The sequence below is a fragment of the Falsiphaeobacter marinintestinus genome (assembly GCF_007923355.1).
GTDB classification, from domain to species: domain Bacteria; phylum Pseudomonadota; class Alphaproteobacteria; order Rhodobacterales; family Rhodobacteraceae; genus Phaeobacter_A; species Phaeobacter_A marinintestinus.
Map to the genome: position 1 here is coordinate 536,433 of NZ_VOGO01000002.1, position 14,654 is coordinate 551,086.

A 14,654-nucleotide genomic window follows, 5' to 3' on the forward strand; every position below is an offset into this window, starting at 1 on the left:
CCCTCAGGCGTAAATGTCGGTCCAGAGTTCTTCAAGCGCGGGCTCGGGGCTCTCGCGCGCGAAATCGGCCGCTTTGTTGACGATGTCCTTGATGTCCTTGTCGATCGCCTTCAGGTCATCTTCGGTGGCGTGTTTGCCTTCCAGCAGGATGCCGCGAACCTGTTCGATCGGATCACGTTCTTCGCGCATCTTCTGGACCTCTTCGCGGGACCGGTATTTGGCCGGGTCCGACATCGAATGGCCGCGATAGCGATAGGTCTTGATCTCAAGGATATAGGGGCCCTTGCCGGCCCGGCAGTGGGCGGTCGCCTTTTCGCTGGCTTCCTTTACGGCCAATACGTTCATGCCGTCGACGATCTCACCAGCGATGCCGAAGGCTTCGCCCCGCGTGTACAGATCAGGAGTCGAGGTGGAGCGTTTCTGGGCTGTGCCCATGGCGTACTGGTTATTTTCGATGACGAAGATCACCGGCAGATCCCAGAGCGCGGCCATGTTGAACGTCTCATAGATCTGGCCCTGATTGGCCGCGCCATCGCCAAAGTAGGCGAATGTGACGTTGTCGTTGCCCTTGTATTTGTCGGCAAAGGCAAGACCGGCCCCCAGCGGCACCTGCGCGCCCACGATGCCGTGGCCACCATAAAAGTGCTTCTCTTTCGAGAACATGTGCATCGAACCGCCCTTGCCTTTGGACAGGCCGCCCTCGCGTCCGGTCAGTTCGGCCATGACGCCGGCAGGGTCCATGCCACACGCCAGCATGTGGCCGTGATCGCGGTAGGATGTGATGCGTTTGTCGCCGTCCCTGGCCGCAGCCTCAAGCCCGACCACAACGGCTTCTTGCCCGATGTACAGGTGGCAGAAGCCGCCGATCAGGCCCATGCCATACAACTGGCCTGCTTTTTCTTCGAACCGGCGGATCAGCAGCATTTCCCGGTAATACCCGGTCAACTCTTCGGCTGATACATTCGGTTGTTTGGTCGTCTTTCTCGTCGCCATCTCTAAGCGCTCCCCCCGATGCTAGAAGGTAGTTTAGTGTTAAACTATCTCTTAAAGGAAATCGGCGTGGCTGGCGAGAGATAATATGACGCGGGGGAAGAAAATGCCGTTCCAGGCACATTCCTCTGCGAATTCAGGAATTTGAGGGGAAGGTCAGCGGATGACGATTTCGTCGGCGCGCAACAGGCCCAGAACCGACCGCGCCTGTTGATCCAGAAGGTCCAGATCAAGATAGTCGTCAGACAGGCGGCGGGTCAGGTTTTCGGTTTCCGCGATTTCTGCGTTCAGCCGGTCAAGTTCGGCCCGAACGGTCTCAGCTTCGGCGGCGATCTCGGCACGCCGAAACACGCCGTAATCGCCCTGCACGGCCGCGAAGGTAAAATAGGCGCCCAACGCAAAGGCGATGGCGAAAAAGATCAATGTACCGAAACTGGGTCTGCTGGACCGTGTCAAAACTCTACTGCCTCTTCTGCACCTCTTACGGGTGGTCGTCAAAACTATGACACGGTTGATTCGTCATGTGAATCCCTGAAATTCTGGAAATCGGATGTGACCCGGCGTTTACGTTGAACCGTTGCCAATCTGCCGCCAATGTCGACGCATTACTGTTTCTGGCAGCCGGGGAGGACACGCCATGACCCTTTCACTACCGCGCAGCGACCTGGGCAACCACATCGTGACCAATCAACCGATTCCGCGCGACGCGCGCGATCTGTGGGCCGGGGATGCAGCTTTGCGTTCGGCCACAGCGGCTTGTGGCGGACGGGGTCAGAACCTGTCACAGGTCGGCGCGGTCTATGGTGGCGAAACCATGCTGAACGCCGCCGACGACGCCCGCCGCGATCTGCCGCGTCTGACCCTGTTTGCGCGCTCAGGGCGTCGGCTGGACGAGGTCGCGTTCACACCCGGCTATCACACCTGTCTGGGAACCGGGATTGAACAGGGTTATGCATCGCAACCCTGGGACGGGCAGCCGGGGGGGCACGTCAGCCACGCGGCACACGTCTATATGCTCAGCCAGATCGAACCCGCGGTGTGTTGCCCGTTGACCATGACCTATGCTGCCGTCCCGGCGCTCAGGGCGAACCCCGAACTTGACGCGATCTGGGCCCCACGGCTCACATCGGGCGTCTACGATCCCACGACACGACCGGTGAGCGAAAAACAGGGCGTCACCCTGGGTATGGCGATGACCGAAAAACAGGGCGGATCAGACGTGCGGGCCAATTCGACCACCGCCACGCGCGACGGGGATGTCTATCGCCTGAATGGCCACAAGTGGTTCTGTTCGGCCCCGATGAGCGACGGGTTCCTGACGCTGGCCTATGCTGAGGGTGGTCTGACCTGTTTTCTTGTTCCGCGCTGGCTTGAGGGCGAACGCAACGGCATCCGCCTGCAACGGCTGAAAGACAAGCTGGGCAACAAGGCCAATGCCAGTTCCGAGATCGAATATGTCGATGCTTTGGCCTATCAGCTGGGCGACGAAGGCGACGGGGTGCGCACCATCATCGAAATGGTGCATCACACACGGCTGGACACGGCCATGGCCCCGGCGGGCCTGATGCGCGCTGCACTGGCCGAAGCGCATTGGTGGGCCGAGGGGCGGTCAACCTTTCAGCGTCGCCTGATCGACCAGCCGTTGATGCGCAGCGTCTTGGCCGATCTGGCGCTGGATTGGGAAGGCGCGACGGCTGTCGGGTTTTTCATGGCCCGCGCGTTCGATGGCGACACCGCACAAGACCGGGCATTGGCGCGGATTGGCGTGGCCTTGGCCAAGTTCCTGTCCAACAAACGCTGTATCCCGGTGATCGGCGAAGCGATGGAGGTTCTGGGCGGCATGGGTTACGTCGAAGAAACCCCGATGCCGTGGCTGTATCGTGAGGCGCCGCTGAACGGGATCTGGGAAGGTTCGGGGAATGTCATCTGCCTTGATATCCTGCGCACGCTGGCCCGCGACCCTTTGGCGGGTGAGGCACTGAACGCAACGCTGGACGCCGCACGGGGCCACGATCCCCGGTTTGATGCGGCGTTAGAGGCGCACAGGGCCCGCTGGCCAGCGTTGCCAGAGGAAGGCGAAGCACGCTGGTTTGTGGAAAGCCTGGCGACCCTGCTGACGGCAGCGGCCCTGTTTCAGCTTGCCCCGAATGCGGTGGCCGATGGCTATGTCGGCACCCGGGTTGCAGGGGCACGTGGGCATATCCTTGGCGCAGTGTCCGGGCTGGATACTCAGGCGATCATTTCCCGGATCGGCTGAGGTTTTTTCTGGCACAAATACGGTTGCGGTTTACCTGAGCCGAAAACCGGGCAATCTGATGCCCTGAAACCAAGGGAGCCCCGCATGAAAGCCGTCGCCTTCAAAACCCCCGGACCGATCGACCGCGAAGACGCGCTTGTCGACATCACGCTCGACAAACCCACCGCCACAGGCCGCGACCTGCTGGTCAAGGTCAGCGCCGTCTCGGTGAACCCGGTAGACACCAAGATCCGCACGCGCCCGATGCCGGAAGGCGCAGACTATGCCATTCTGGGCTATGACGCTGCCGGTGTGGTCGACTCTGTCGGTCCTGATGTGACCAGCTTCAAACCGGGCGACGCGGTCTATTATGCAGGCGACTTCACCCGACCCGGCACCAACGCCGAATACCATCTGGTGGATGAACGCATCGTGGGGCGCAAGCCAACGACGCTCAACGACGCCGAAGCCGCCGCCTTGCCGCTGACCGCGATCACCGCGTGGGAAATGTTGTTTGACCGGCTCGATGTGAACCGCCCAACGCCGGATGGCGGCAAGCTGATCCTGGTGATCGGCGGGGCAGGTGGGGTTGGCTCAATCACCATCCAGCTTTTGCGCGCGCTGACCGATATGACGATCATCGCAACAGCCTCGCGTCCTGAAACACAGGATTGGGTGAAAAAATGCGGCGCGCATCACGTGATCGATCACCGCAAACCGCTGGCCCCGCAGGTCGCCGCCCTTGGCCTTGGCGCGCCGGGTTTTGTGTTCTCAACCACCGAAACCGGACAACACTATGCGGAGATCGTCGAACTGATTGCCCCGCAGGGCCGGTTGGGTCTGATTGACGATCCGGCGGCGATGGATGCTTTGCCGCTCAAGCGCAAGGCGATTTCACTGCATTGGGAGTTCATGTTTGTCCGCCCGATGAACAAAACGCCCGACATGGCCGAACAAAGCAAGCTGCTGAACGAAGTTGCCGATCTGGTCGACGCGGGCAAGGTTACGACCACCCTGACCGAGGTTGCAGGCAAGATCGACGCCGCGACCCTGAAAAAGGTCCATGCCCGGATCGAAAGCGGTACGGCGCGCGGCAAGATTGTCGTCGAAGGGTTCTGATCGCCCGCCTTTGCACCGGACAAGCCCGCCAAACGCATGGCGGGTTTGCGCGACATTCTGACCTTTGCGGTTGCAGCATTCTACAGGCGTCATATCTTGAATGACGTGGCGCTAACATGCGCTCAACCTGATATGTTTGGAACGAAGGAAATTACTCATGTCTGACAAGTCAGCAAGCCTCGAAAACCTCCAGACTGCACTGTCGATGGAACTTGCGGCCTCTAACCAATACCTGTTGCACGCCCATGTGCTTGAGGATTGGGGCCTTGATGTTCTCGCCGCGAAGATGCGCGAAGAAATGCTGGAAGAACTGGGTCACGCCGGCCTGTTCATCGAACGAATTCTGTTCCTGGGCGGTGATCCGGTGCTGAAGTCTGCAAAGACCCCACAGCGGGCGCAAAGCCTGAAAGATATGTTCGAAGCCGACAAGGCCGACGAACTGGACGCGATTTCGTTTTATTCCAAGGCATCGCGTCAGGCGTTTGATGCCAATGACATCGGCACCCGCAAGCTGCTTGAACAGATCGCCATGGATGAAGAAGGCCACTGGGCCTGGTTGGATCTGCAGCTTGATCTGCTGCAGCGCATGGGCGAACCTGCCTTTATCGCGAAATACATGAGCATCGAAGGCAGCGGCGCATAACGCCGGGACCGCTCTGGTATGACATAAAAAAGCCCCGCTCCGGCCAGACCGGAGCGGGGCTTTCGCGTTCAGTCTTAACCCGCGACCGATGCCGCGTGGACCGAGCCGATGGTCTCGGCCAGCGTCGCATCAAAATCAGCATCTGCCTGCTGGGCTGACAGCCCTTCGGTCAGGGCACGCGAGAAGCTGGCAATGATGCCTGTGTTCTTGGCCAGACGGGCGTTCGCCTCGTCCCGTGCATAGCCGCCCGACAGGGCCACAACGCACATCACCTTGGGGTGATCGACCAGCGGCTGGTACAGGTTCGCCTCTTCCGGCAGGGTCAGCTTCAGCATCACCTCTTTGCCATCTTCCAGCGCGTCCAGTTCTTTCAGGATCGCATCGCGCAGCATGACTTCGGCTTCAGCCTTGTCCGCAATCGAAATGGTCACTTCGGGTTCAATGATCGGGATCAGGCCATGGCTCAGGATCTGTTTGCCGATCTCAAACTGCTGGGCCACGATCGCCGCAATCCCGCTTTCAGATGCCGCATCGATGACCGAGCGCATCTTGGTGCCAAAAATACCCTTGGACACGGCTTTTTCCAGCGTCGCGTCCAGATCCGGGATCGGCTTCATCAGGCGCACGCCGTCAGCTTCGTCTTCCAGACCCTTGTCGACCTTCAGAAACGGGACAACTTTGCGCTGTTCCCACAAATAGGTCGCGGTGGGCGTGCCATCGATGTCGCGGTCCATGGTCATTTCGAACAGGATCGCGCCGACGATCTTTTCCCCAGTGAACGCGGGCGATTTGATGATGCGGGCGCGCATGGCGTGCATCATGTCAAACATCTCGGCTTCGGATCCGTACGCGTCTTCCTGAACGCCATACAGCGCCAGTGCTTTCGGCGTCGACCCACCGCTTTGGTCAAGGGCGGCAATAAAGCCCTGCGCGGCGCGGACTTGGTCGGCTTGTGTGTCTTTGGACATATCGGTTTCCACCAAATTGAAGTTGGAATGTCAGGGAGGCCCCATTGCACCCGTGCATAGGCAAGCCCGGCCCGCGTTGCAATTCAGTTAGCGCGAACAAAAACCCCGACAGCCTCCGTTGCCCGCCCGTGCAGCCAGGGCGGGCAAGCCTGAAGACGCAAAACGTCTTCGATCAGCGCAAAAGCGTCGGCACATCCTTGGCGATCCAATCGCGCAGGACACCATTTTCCAACGTTTCAGCCTCGGTCAGCCAGATTGCGCCATCGCCGCGCAGACGCAGGGTTTCGTTGATCTCGTCCCGGATCGCGGCACCTGAAGCATCGCCAGCTGCTGCGGCCATCGACGCCCAGTAATACGCCGCACGCCACGACCGGGGCCGATCCGTTCCGGTCAGGAACTGCCGCGCAGTGGTGCGCATCGCGTCCAGATCATCATACAGCGCCTCGGGGCCATGCATCAGGGCGTTCTGTTCTTCAATGACCTGATCATAGGGCAGGGTGCGTTCGATCCGATCCAACAGCGCCAGCGCGCCGGGCAGGTTGGCGGTTGCTGCCCGCAAGGCGTGTCCATAGGCGTCGCCGGGATGGCTGGTCTCAATGGTCTCGGCGATCAAAAGCGAGGCCTCGGCATTGCCACTGCGCGCCAGCGGAACCAACAGCCGCACGCCCAAATTGGTATTGCGGGGCGCGCCGATACCGGTGATCAGCGCGCGTCCGGTTTCAAAGGCGTCCGCAGGCGGGTCGGTGGCATCAATGGCGATTTGCAACTGATCGACGGGCAGGGCGGTCAGCACCGCCGGGGCCTGAACACCCATAACGGGGGCCAACCGATCATAGAGGCGCGCAAAGGGTTGAACGCTGTCTTCGCTGATGCGGACCGGCGGGGCTGTGATCGCAGTCGAGACGACCAGCTGTCCGCCATCGCCAAGCGCGCCGATCAGCTGACCAGCCTGCAAGGCAAAAGCGCGCTGCGCATCGGTTGGCGCAACTTCGGGGCCGTTGGCTTCGGCAAACATCTGGGTCAGCCCGCCTTGCACAACCGGACCCAAAGCACCGGGGGCCTGCAAGTCAGCGGGCAGGAAATTGCGCGCCAAAGCCCAGCCGCCCCGATCAAGCAACGACAGCTCTGCATGGGTCAGATCAACCGCCACGACCGGTTCTTCGGTCTCAAAGTCCATTCGAAAGCTGATGTAATCCAGATCCGCCTTCAGGTTCAGCGACACCAGGCGCTCCAGATCCGAGCTGATCCTCAGCGTTCCCCCGCCCGAGGCATAATCATAATCGAATTCGATCTCGGTAAACGACGACTCGATGGTCGGAAACCCCAGTGCGCGCAGCATTGTCGCGCCTTCGGGGGGCAAACAGCCAGCGGCAAAGCCCATGCCATCAATCGCGACACGCCCCCGCCCAGTGGCAATTCGATCCATCGGTCCACCATTCAGCGTCATGCGTTCAGCCGTGATCCGGCACGCGCCGTCCGGCAGGTCCGGGATCAGCGGCGCAATATCGACGCCAGTCAGAACCACGCGCATCGCAACCGGATCAACACTCAGCTGATCATAGCGAATATCAGCCAGAAACCGCGCCCAGTTGATCGCGCTATGCGCCAACGCTGTGGTCAGATATTCGGCTGTCAGAAAGCTCCAGACTGACGGTCGCTCGGTCACTTGTGGGGTGTCCTGCGCCGTCGCGGGAAGGGCGGACAGGGCAAGGGCACTGGCAAAAAGAAAAGATCGGGTCATCGAAAAACTCCCTAAGCTTACAATGACCCGAGTGTACTCTAGTTCTCCAATGCGGCAACGCCCGGAAGCGTCTTGCCTTCCATCCACTCCAGAAACGCCCCGCCAGCCGTCGAGATATAAGTGAACCGATCTGCGGCTCCGGCCTGATTCAGCGCGGCCACGGTGTCGCCTCCGCCCGCAACGCTGATCAGCTGACCGGTTTGGGTTAGCTCTGCGGCTGTCTGCGCCGCCGCGTTGGTGGCTGCATCAAACGGCGTGATCTCAAACGCGCCCATGGGGCCGTTCCAGATCAGCGTTTTGGCCGTCGCCAGCACCCCGGCAATACGGGACACGGTGTCTGGACCGGCATCCAGAATCATTGCATCCGCAGGGCACGCATCTGCGGCGACGGTTTCATTTGCCGCCCCTGCCTTGAACTCCCACGCCACAACGATGTCCGATGGCAACAGGATCGAACAGCCGATCTTGTCTGCCTTGGCCAAAATCTCAGCCGCCGTATCAGTCATGTCATGTTCGCACAGCGATTTGCCCACGTCGATGCCCTGCGCGGCCAGGAACGTATTTGCCATGCCGCCACCGATCACCAGGTGATCGACCTTTTCGACAAGGTTGCCCAGCAGTTCCAGCTTGCTCGACACCTTGGCCCCGCCCACAACGGCAACGACCGGGCGCTGGGGTTGACCCAATGCAGCTTCCAGCGCCTCAAGCTCGGCCTGCATCAGCCGACCAGCACAGGATGGCAATGCCTGCGCCAAAGCTTCGGTCGATACATGCGCCCGATGCGCGGCGGAAAAGGCGTCATTGCAATAGACATCGCCCAACGCGGCCATCTCGGCGGCCAACGCTGGGTCGTTCTTTTCCTCGCCGGGCTGGAACCGGGTGTTTTCGAGCAGCAGCACCGACCCCTCGGCCAGCGCCCCCACGGCGGCCATCGCAGCCGGGCCCCGGCAATCGGCGCAGAACGCAACCGGCACGCCAAACGTGGCCTCCAAAGCGGGGACCAGCGGTTGCAGCGACATCTCGGGCACGTGTTTGCCCTTGGGTCGGCCAAAATGCGCCAGCAGTACAGGCTTGCCGCCCGCCGCCAGGATATCGGCAATTGTCGGCGCAATGCGCCGGATCCGCGTATCATCTGTCACTTTGCCGTCTTCGACAGGCACATTAATATCGACCCGTACCAGGACAGTCTTGCCCTGCAGATCCATGTTATCAATCGTATTCCAAGCCATGTGGACTCCCTGAAATCTGGCGTCGGTCCTTGGGCGTTGTTTCCCCGCAAATCCGCCGTCCGTCAATGCGTCACTTGGCATTCTGCCGACTGCGGCTTAGGTATCTGCAAACGAATTCTGGAAGGAGGGCCCGATGGCCGAGATCAAAGACCCCGAAAACACAATCCTGATGGAGCTGAAAGACGGCACCGTCATCATCGAACTGCTGGCCGATGTGGCCCCTCAGCACACCGCGCGTATGAAAGAACTGGCCCGCTCGGGTCAGTATGACAACGTCTGCTTTCACCGCGTGATCGATGGCTTCATGGCCCAGACCGGCGACGTCAAGCACGGCAACATGGAAGCCGGGTTCAACATCCGTTCAGCGGGCACTGGCGGATCTGACCTGCCCAACCTGCCGGCCGAGTTCTCAAAGCTGCCGCATGATCGCGGCACCATCGGCGCGGCCCGCTCGCAAAACCCGGATTCGGCGAACTCGCAGTTCTTCGTCAACTTCAAGGACAACCATTTCCTGAACGGTCAGTACACCGTTTACGGTCGTGTCATCGAAGGCATGGACCTCGTCGACGCCATCGTGCGCGGCGAGCCGCCAGCGGCCCCCGATCGCATGATCAGCGTTAAGGTGGCCGCAGATGCGTAAGCTTGCGGTACTGCTGGCGCTGGTCGCCAGCCCGGCCTTTGCCACCGGTCTCAAGATCGATGTCGAAGGCGAAGGCGCCAATGGCACCATCGTGATCGACCTTCTGGAAGACGTGGCGCCCAACCATGCCAAGCAGATCGCCGAACTGGCCGCTGAAGGCGCCTATGACGGCGTCGTGTTTCACCGTGTCATCGACGGCTTCATGGCCCAGACCGGTGACGTACAGTTTGGTAAAATGGGCGGCGACATGAGCCGCGCAGGCATGGGCAAATCCGAACGTTCGAACCTGGATGCCGAATTCTCGACGCTGCAATATGATCGCGGCGTTGTCGGCATGGCGCGCTCGCAAGATCCCAACAGCGCCAATTCGCAGTTCTTCATCATGTTTGCACCAGGCTATTTCCTGAACGGTCAATACACGGTGATCGGCAAAGTGACCGAAGGCATGGACGTCGTCGATGCCATCAAACGCGGCGCAGGCCAGAACGGCTCGGTCGTGGGTCAGCCCGACGTGATGAAAAAAGTCACCGTCATCGATTGAGACCAGTCGAAAGACGTGGGTTTTGCCCCTTCCGGCCCGTGCCGGGAGGGGCTTTTTTATGCACACGGCCTGTCACCTTCACGTGTCCCGCCTAGCAGACCACGCTCAACCCCGGCCATGATGCCTGAAAGCAGTGGGGAGGCGACGATGCCAAGCATTCGACTTGGGCTGATTGCCCTTATTGTCCTGATACCAGGACTGGCGCTGGCTGATCCAAGCTTTTGGAAACACGAATGGCCGCGTACTGATTTCACCGCCACCACCGTTGAAAACTGGGTTGAAATTCTGTCAGGCGGCCCGCCCAAAGATGGCATACCGGCAATCCGGTCACCGAAATTTCACCCCGTTGGCGACGAACGTCAGATCAAAATGCGCGAGCCGGTGATCACACTGGATCTGCCCGGCCAGATTCCGCGCGCCTATCCGGTGCGCTATCTGATGTGGCATGAAATCGTCAATGACACCGTCGGTGGGGTGCCCGTCGCCGTGACGTTCTGCCCGTTGTGCAATTCCGGCATCGTGTTCGACACGCGTACCTCGGCGGGCACGCTCAGCTTTGGTGTGTCGGGCAAGCTCAGGAACTCGGACATGGTGATGTATGATCACCAGACCGAAAGCTGGTGGCAACAGGCCACTGGCACGGCCATCGTAGGCCGCCTGACTGGCACCGAACTGACAGCTTTGCCAAGCTGGATGGAAAGCTGGGCTGAATTCAGCACACGCAATCCGGCCGGGCTGGTCATGTCCGAACCCGACTATCCGCGTGACTATGGCCGCAACCCGTACAAAGGCTATGACAGTCTGACACGACCGTTCCTGTACAACGGTGACCCGCCGCCACACGGCATCCCGGCGCTGGCGCGGGTCGTGCGTGTCGGGGACAGGGCGTGGCCACTGTCGCGCATCGCCAAGACTGGCACCCTGTCCGAAGCGGGTCTGACGATCAGCTGGACCTCTGGTCAGGCCTCGGCCCTTGATACCGGGCAGATTGCCAAGGGCAGGGACGTGGGCACCATCCGGGTGCGCGATGCCGATGGGCAGGACGTGCCGCATGACGTCATGTTTGCCTTTGCGTTCCACGCCTTCTGGCCAGACGCAGACTGGATGCTGGGCCAGTAACCACACACCCGCAAAGCAAAAACGCCGCTCCCAAAGGAACGGCGCTTCCGAAATCAAGTATCGTTTGGCGTTACTGTCCGCCAGCGTCACCCTGCTGCGGCTTACGGGCCGGAGCGGCTTGCTGTTGGGCGGCGGCCTTGCCAGCAGCACGGCCCGGGTTCAGCGGATCGTCCTGACGCTGGACCGAGCCTTCGAAGTGCGCACCGCTTTCGATGGCGATGGTCTTGTGGATGATGTCACCTTCGACCCGCGCGGTCGATGTCAGGCGCACCTTCAGACCACGCACGCGGCCAACGACGCGGCCATTGACGACAACGTCATCTGCCGACACTTCACCTTTGATCGTGGCAGTTTCGCCAACGGTCAGAAGATGGGCCCGGATGTCGCCTTCGACCGTGCCTTCGACCTGGATGTCGCCGGTGGTCTTCAGATTGCCGGTGATCACAAGATCCGACGACAGAACAGACGCGGGCGGTTTGGCCTTGGGGGCCGACGGTTTATAGTCGCTTGGCGCGGGGGAGGCCGGTGATGCCGCAGGCGCGGGCGACGTTGAGGCCTCGGGGGCTTTTGCGCCCGGTTCGTTGATTTTGCTCTTAGAAAACATTGTTAGCAGCCTTGATATAGATCATCGGATTTACGGGGCGTCCGTTCACCCGGATTTCATAATGCAAATGGGTGCCGGTCGATCGTCCGGTGCTACCCATATCAGCTATGTGATCCCCGCGCGAGACCCTTTGGCCCACCTTCACACGAATCCGTGTGTTATGGGCATAGCGCGTCTTGATACCGAACGCATGCTGAATTTCGACCAGGCGTCCAAACCCGGACTGCCAACCGGCATGGGTGACCACGCCGTCAGCCGTAGAAAAGATATCCGTGCCATGCGGGGCAGCAAAATCGGTCCCGTTATGCATCCGGCGACCACCGGTCTTGGGATCGCGGCGATAGCCATATCCGCTGGTAAAGCGAAACGCAGATTTGACCGGGCTGGCAAAGGGCGCCTGCTGTGCAGCAATCCGATACAGGTTCAACTGGTCCATCTGCTTCAACAGCTTGTTGGCGCGCAGCTCATCCGGCGTTGGTTCTTCACCGCGGGTCGAAAACGAGATCGGAGTCAAAGGACCACCCTGACCGCTATAGCCCCGGCGCACCTGTTCGATGATTGAATCGGTCGGCATGCCCGCGTTGCGGAACATCTTGTCCAAGGGTTCTACCGAAATCTCCATGGCTTCTTCAAGCTGCCGGAAAATCTGGTCGTTGCGTTCCTGCGTCAGCTTCAGCTCGATCTCAAGCTCGTCGCGCTGGCCCAGGGCGTCTTGCGCATCTGCCAGAATCTGGTCGCGCTCGGCGGCGGTATCGGCCAGTGCTTCGGCCATGAAATCCATCTGCGGCAGAACGGCGGCTGCGGTTGGTCCGGCCTCGCCAGCGCCTTCGCTTTTCAACGCAACAACTTCGGCACGCGCGGTTTCCCGGTCTTTCATGGTACCGCGCAGGGTCGCCTGAATCACTTCGATCCCGGTCTCCAGCTCCCGACGGCGGGTTTCCGACGCCAAAAGCTCGGATTGCATGACAGAAATCTGCTCAAGCGCCGTGTTGAACCGTTGCTGGGCGGCAAGCGCCTCTTCGGCCCGCGTATCGCGTTCGACAGAAATCGCATTCAGCCGTTCCTGATAGACCCGCTGGTCGCGTTTGGCCTGCTCCCGGAAATTTCCGGACCCGATACTGTCCATCATCAGGATTGCCGAGGCCACGATGGCCCAGCCCACCACGACGAACACACCGGCATACGCCGAAAGCTGCACCACCGGCCTTAGCCGGATAAAGCGTGTATCCTGATCGGATTTCAAAAAGATGCGCCGTTCCGGAAAATACTTTTCCAGAAGCGCATTGGTTTTAATCGCGAGTGTTGTCCGCACGCGGTATTCCTTGTCCCCATCCCCATGAGGCCACAGACCGCTCATGCAGCCTGCATGCTCTGCCAGAGTGCATAGCCAGAGCTTAAGCAATGAGCAAGTTTTCATGTGAAGGATCGGCGCTGAACGTCACGTATCAAGGTCTGTGTGGCAAAAATCCGCCGATTCCAACAGGTTGCTCATGCGAAACAGGGCTCTTCACGGTGCTACAGGATCAGGCAGACCCACGGTTTCGGGCCGGTACCTCATCTGCAAGGGGCCAGTAGAAGTCTGGCGGTATGCCGGCTTCAGCGCGTTTTTCTTCGTTGAACGGGGGTTTCAATGCGCCGTGGAAGTACTTGCGAACCAGCGCGTGAAACACCTCTTTCGGATCGCAATCTTCGCGACCACACAGAAAATGGAACCATTTCGACCCATAGGCGACATGCGCAACTTCTTCGGAATAGATCGTTTCCAGAGCCGCCACGGCACTGTCCGCCTTGGCATTGCGAAACACCTTGATCATGCCCGGCGTTACATCCAGACCGCGCGCCTCAAGCACCATTGGGACCACGGCCAGCCGCCCCATAAAGTCATCTGCCGTATCTTCGGCGGCCCGCCACATCCCGGCATGGGCCGGTAATGCGCCATAATGGCTGTCAAGTTCTTCAAGACAGCCGCATACAAGATTGAAATGTTTGGATTCTTCGTCAGCCGCCTTGACCCAGTCATCATAGAACCCCATTGGCATCGGCACATGTCCAAACCGCGCCAACAGGTCCCAGTGCAGATCCACCGCGTTCAGTTCGATATGCGCCACCGCATGCAGCAAGGCAATGCGTCCGGCAGGCGATCCGGGCTTGCGTTTTGGCACATCGCGCGGGTCCAGCAACTCGGGTCGGTCCGGGCGGGCGGGCCGCAAGGGCGGTTTTGCAACGCCGACCTCAATTGCTGGCGCATCCCCGTTTCGCGACGCAAACCACGCCGCCGCATGTCGGCGCGACAACGCGGTCTTGGCCTTGCCGTCGGCTGTCGTCAGAACTTCGGTTGCCATTTCGGCAAGGCTAAGGGTCAAAGCCCCTTCACCGCTTCAAGCACCGCATCCACGTGCCCGTCGACCTTCACTTTGCGCCAGACCTGCGCAATCTTGCCGTCGGCATCAATCAGAAACGTCGCGCGCTGGATGCCCATCGATTTCTTGCCGTACATGTTCTTTTCGACCCAGACACCATAATCTTCGCAGACCAATCCGTCGGCATCGGATAGCAACGGCGTGGTCAACTCATACTTGGCGACAAATTTGTCATGTTTGGCGACTGTATCCTTGGAAATCCCGAACACTTGCGCGCCCGCATCGGCGAACTCCTGCAGCGCGGCAGAAAAGCCGATGGATTCCTTTGTACAGCCCGGCGTATCATCGCGCGGGTAAAAGAACAGAACAACACTGGTGCCGCGCAGATCTGAAAGCGTCACCTCGCCTCCACCATCACGGGGCAAGGTAAAATCGGGTGCGGTATCGGACACGTCGGGCATCGG

General features: G+C 60.3%; 15 protein-coding genes. 6 read left to right on the top strand and 9 right to left on the bottom strand.

All coding sequences use genetic code 11. From position 1 onward, the window contains the following. Positions 1–3: 3 nt before the first annotated feature. Positions 4–993, bottom strand: coding sequence for a pyruvate dehydrogenase (acetyl-transferring) E1 component subunit alpha (gene pdhA / locus FOY56_RS06980; RefSeq protein ID WP_146345087.1), 990 nt, complete (start codon positions 991–993; stop codon positions 4–6). A gap of 153 nt (positions 994–1,146) precedes the next feature. Further along, a complete protein-coding gene (locus FOY56_RS06985; RefSeq protein WP_146345088.1) occupies positions 1,147–1,446 on the bottom strand; it encodes an FtsB family cell division protein in 300 nt (99 codons plus the stop codon). 181 nt (positions 1,447–1,627) lie between these two features. On the opposite strand from FOY56_RS06985, the gene FOY56_RS06990 reads away from it, so the two are divergent. The 3 genes from FOY56_RS06990 to FOY56_RS07000 all read left to right on the top strand — a co-directional run bounded on the left by FOY56_RS06990 (position 1,628) and on the right by FOY56_RS07000 (position 4,988). Next, a complete protein-coding gene (locus FOY56_RS06990; RefSeq protein ID WP_146345089.1) occupies positions 1,628–3,247 on the top strand; it encodes an acyl-CoA dehydrogenase family protein in 1,620 nt (539 codons plus the stop codon). An 84-nt stretch (positions 3,248–3,331) separates the two neighbouring features. After that, positions 3,332–4,345: a zinc-binding alcohol dehydrogenase family protein gene (locus FOY56_RS06995; RefSeq protein ID WP_146345090.1), complete on the top strand. Its 1,014-nt coding sequence runs from the start codon at positions 3,332–3,334 to the stop codon at positions 4,343–4,345. A 157-nt stretch (positions 4,346–4,502) separates the two neighbouring features. Next, complete coding sequence (locus tag FOY56_RS07000) at positions 4,503–4,988, top strand: bacterioferritin (protein ID WP_146345091.1); 486 nt, start codon at positions 4,503–4,505, stop codon at positions 4,986–4,988. A 74-nt stretch (positions 4,989–5,062) separates the two neighbouring features. On the opposite strand, the gene FOY56_RS07005 is transcribed toward FOY56_RS07000, so the two are convergent. The 3 genes from FOY56_RS07005 to FOY56_RS07015 form a co-directional block, all read right to left on the bottom strand. Beyond that, complete coding sequence (locus tag FOY56_RS07005; protein ID WP_146345092.1) at positions 5,063–5,956, bottom strand: fructose bisphosphate aldolase; 894 nt, start codon at positions 5,954–5,956, stop codon at positions 5,063–5,065. A gap of 172 nt (positions 5,957–6,128) precedes the next feature. Then, positions 6,129–7,697 carry a hypothetical protein gene (locus tag FOY56_RS07010; protein ID WP_146345093.1) on the bottom strand — a complete coding sequence of 523 codons (1,569 nt, stop codon included), beginning with the start codon at positions 7,695–7,697 and terminating at the stop codon, positions 6,129–6,131. Between the two features lie 38 nt (positions 7,698–7,735). After that, entirely contained in the window at positions 7,736–8,926 is a 1,191-nt protein-coding gene (locus FOY56_RS07015) for a phosphoglycerate kinase (RefSeq protein WP_146345094.1), read from the bottom strand. 133 nt (positions 8,927–9,059) lie between these two features. Between FOY56_RS07015 and FOY56_RS07020 the strand changes: the two genes are divergently transcribed. The 3 genes from FOY56_RS07020 to FOY56_RS07030 all read left to right on the top strand — a co-directional run bounded on the left by FOY56_RS07020 (position 9,060) and on the right by FOY56_RS07030 (position 11,226). Beyond that, positions 9,060–9,566 carry a peptidylprolyl isomerase gene (locus tag FOY56_RS07020; RefSeq protein ID WP_146345095.1) on the top strand — a complete coding sequence of 169 codons (507 nt, stop codon included), beginning with the start codon at positions 9,060–9,062 and terminating at the stop codon, positions 9,564–9,566. Continuing rightward, a complete protein-coding gene (locus FOY56_RS07025; protein ID WP_146345096.1) occupies positions 9,559–10,107 on the top strand; it encodes a peptidylprolyl isomerase in 549 nt (182 codons plus the stop codon). The genes FOY56_RS07020 and FOY56_RS07025 overlap by 8 nt, the downstream gene beginning before the upstream one ends. A gap of 147 nt (positions 10,108–10,254) precedes the next feature. Beyond that, entirely contained in the window at positions 10,255–11,226 is a 972-nt protein-coding gene (locus FOY56_RS07030) for a DUF3179 domain-containing protein (protein WP_146345097.1), read from the top strand. Between the two features lie 70 nt (positions 11,227–11,296). Here FOY56_RS07030 and FOY56_RS07035 read toward each other — a convergent pair whose 3' ends face one another. From FOY56_RS07035 to FOY56_RS07050, 4 genes are all read right to left on the bottom strand, one after another. Continuing rightward, positions 11,297–11,830, bottom strand: coding sequence for a bactofilin family protein (locus FOY56_RS07035; protein WP_146345098.1), 534 nt, complete (start codon positions 11,828–11,830; stop codon positions 11,297–11,299). Continuing rightward, the gene (locus FOY56_RS07040; RefSeq protein ID WP_146345166.1) at positions 11,820–13,142 is read right to left on the bottom strand and encodes a M23 family metallopeptidase; all 1,323 of its coding nucleotides are present in this window, start codon (positions 13,140–13,142) and stop codon (positions 11,820–11,822) included. Before FOY56_RS07040 ends, FOY56_RS07035 begins: the two co-directional genes overlap by 11 nt. Before the next feature lie 211 nt (positions 13,143–13,353). Continuing rightward, complete coding sequence (locus FOY56_RS07045; protein WP_146345167.1) at positions 13,354–14,172, bottom strand: ferritin-like domain-containing protein; 819 nt, start codon at positions 14,170–14,172, stop codon at positions 13,354–13,356. A 17-nt stretch (positions 14,173–14,189) separates the two neighbouring features. Then, positions 14,190–14,651, bottom strand: a complete 462-nt coding sequence (locus tag FOY56_RS07050) for a peroxiredoxin (RefSeq protein ID WP_146345099.1) — start codon at positions 14,649–14,651, stop codon at positions 14,190–14,192. Positions 14,652–14,654: the final 3 nt, after the last annotated feature.

Coding starts and splice junctions, on each gene's coding strand:
- pdhA (WP_146345087.1), bottom strand. CDS start 993: ATGGCGACGAGAAAGACGACCAAACAACCGAATGTATCAGCCGAAGAG.
- FOY56_RS06990 (WP_146345089.1), top strand. CDS start 1,628: ATGACCCTTTCACTACCGCGCAGCGACCTGGGCAACCACATCGTGACC.
- FOY56_RS06995 (WP_146345090.1), top strand. CDS start 3,332: ATGAAAGCCGTCGCCTTCAAAACCCCCGGACCGATCGACCGCGAAGAC.
- FOY56_RS07000 (WP_146345091.1), top strand. CDS start 4,503: ATGTCTGACAAGTCAGCAAGCCTCGAAAACCTCCAGACTGCACTGTCG.
- FOY56_RS07005 (WP_146345092.1), bottom strand. CDS start 5,956: ATGTCCAAAGACACACAAGCCGACCAAGTCCGCGCCGCGCAGGGCTTT.
- FOY56_RS07010 (WP_146345093.1), bottom strand. CDS start 7,697: ATGACCCGATCTTTTCTTTTTGCCAGTGCCCTTGCCCTGTCCGCCCTT.
- FOY56_RS07015 (WP_146345094.1), bottom strand. CDS start 8,926: ATGGCTTGGAATACGATTGATAACATGGATCTGCAGGGCAAGACTGTC.
- FOY56_RS07020 (WP_146345095.1), top strand. CDS start 9,060: ATGGCCGAGATCAAAGACCCCGAAAACACAATCCTGATGGAGCTGAAA.
- FOY56_RS07025 (WP_146345096.1), top strand. CDS start 9,559: ATGCGTAAGCTTGCGGTACTGCTGGCGCTGGTCGCCAGCCCGGCCTTT.
- FOY56_RS07030 (WP_146345097.1), top strand. CDS start 10,255: ATGCCAAGCATTCGACTTGGGCTGATTGCCCTTATTGTCCTGATACCA.
- FOY56_RS07035 (WP_146345098.1), bottom strand. CDS start 11,830: ATGTTTTCTAAGAGCAAAATCAACGAACCGGGCGCAAAAGCCCCCGAG.
- FOY56_RS07045 (WP_146345167.1), bottom strand. CDS start 14,172: ATGGCAACCGAAGTTCTGACGACAGCCGACGGCAAGGCCAAGACCGCG.
- FOY56_RS07050 (WP_146345099.1), bottom strand. CDS start 14,651: ATGCCCGACGTGTCCGATACCGCACCCGATTTTACCTTGCCCCGTGAT.